Annotated in this window: 1 protein-coding gene; it reads left to right on the top strand. The window is 29.3% G+C overall.

What is annotated here, in order from left to right:
• Nucleotides 1–149: 149 nt before the first annotated feature.
• On the top strand, nucleotides 150–707 hold the full coding sequence (locus tag KZH69_RS20360) for a hypothetical protein (RefSeq protein WP_219319302.1): 558 nt from the start codon (nucleotides 150–152) through the stop codon (nucleotides 705–707).
• Nucleotides 708–966 lie beyond the last annotated feature (259 nt).

Raw genomic sequence — 966 nt, 5'->3', positions numbered from 1 at the left:
TAACAGCCACTACAACGGATTTGGGCATTGGGCTTAATGGAAAAATGGTTTTGTATTTGGGATGATTTGGCAAATCCGAAAATAGAGCTTAATTTAGTCCCAAACCCGTTGTAGTGCCAGAACGTTAGCGGATATAATCGACCAAAATTATGGAAAAAGAGAATTGTTATTTAGAGTTTGAATATTTTGAAGATTTGAATTTTGAAGATTTGAAATTCACTTTTGAAAAAATAAAATATTCGAAAAATAACTCAATTGAAAATAACGATAATTATTGGTTAGAAAATTTCCCTAAATATTCAATTGAGAAATTTTGGTTTTTAGATTCGGACTTGAAACCGAATTTTAAAACTGCCTTCAAAACAGAATTTAATTGGCACTTTTATTCTTTGATAGAATTATTGAGCATAAATTACGGAATAGAATATATTGACTTAAAGAAAGTAGACAAAAACAAAGGTTTACTTGAATATAATCCTTACGAATATCCGTATGGCGGAATTGACGGAATCGTAATGTTTGTAAAATCTTTTAATTGTATTCCGAAAATAATTGATGACGGTACAAGTGTTTACGAAATAAACTTTGAAACTTCTGAAGTATTTAATATTACAGATTTAGAAGATGAAAACAAACAAAATAGTTCTGTGGAAAAATTTAATGCGGTTAAATTATTATATAAATTCGTAAACAGATTTAAACAATAAAAATTACATCCGCTAACACACGCTACAAGCAATTTGGGTATTAGGCTTAATTTGAAGTTGGTTTTGTATTTGGAAGATTTGGCAAATCCGAAAATAGGGCTTAATTTAGTCCCAAACTGCTTGTAGCGCGGGAACGTTGGCGGTCAGCTTACAAATCTGAAATTTTTAAAACCTAAGAAATGAATAAACTAATTTTCTTTTTTTTCATTATAGTTTATAGTTGCTGTTCAGGACAAATCAAAAATAACACGAAAATTTC

Origin of the sequence: Flavobacterium taihuense (assembly GCF_019351435.1) — a bacterium.
Taxonomy (GTDB): domain Bacteria; phylum Bacteroidota; class Bacteroidia; order Flavobacteriales; family Flavobacteriaceae; genus Flavobacterium; species Flavobacterium taihuense.
The sequence above is the reverse complement of the archived record's forward strand: the minus strand, read 5'-3'. Positions and strand labels throughout refer to the sequence as shown.

Excerpts from the sequence above, each read along its gene's own strand:
- KZH69_RS20360 (WP_219319302.1), top strand. The coding sequence starts at position 150 with ATGGAAAAAGAGAATTGTTATTTAGAGTTTGAATATTTTGAAGATTTG.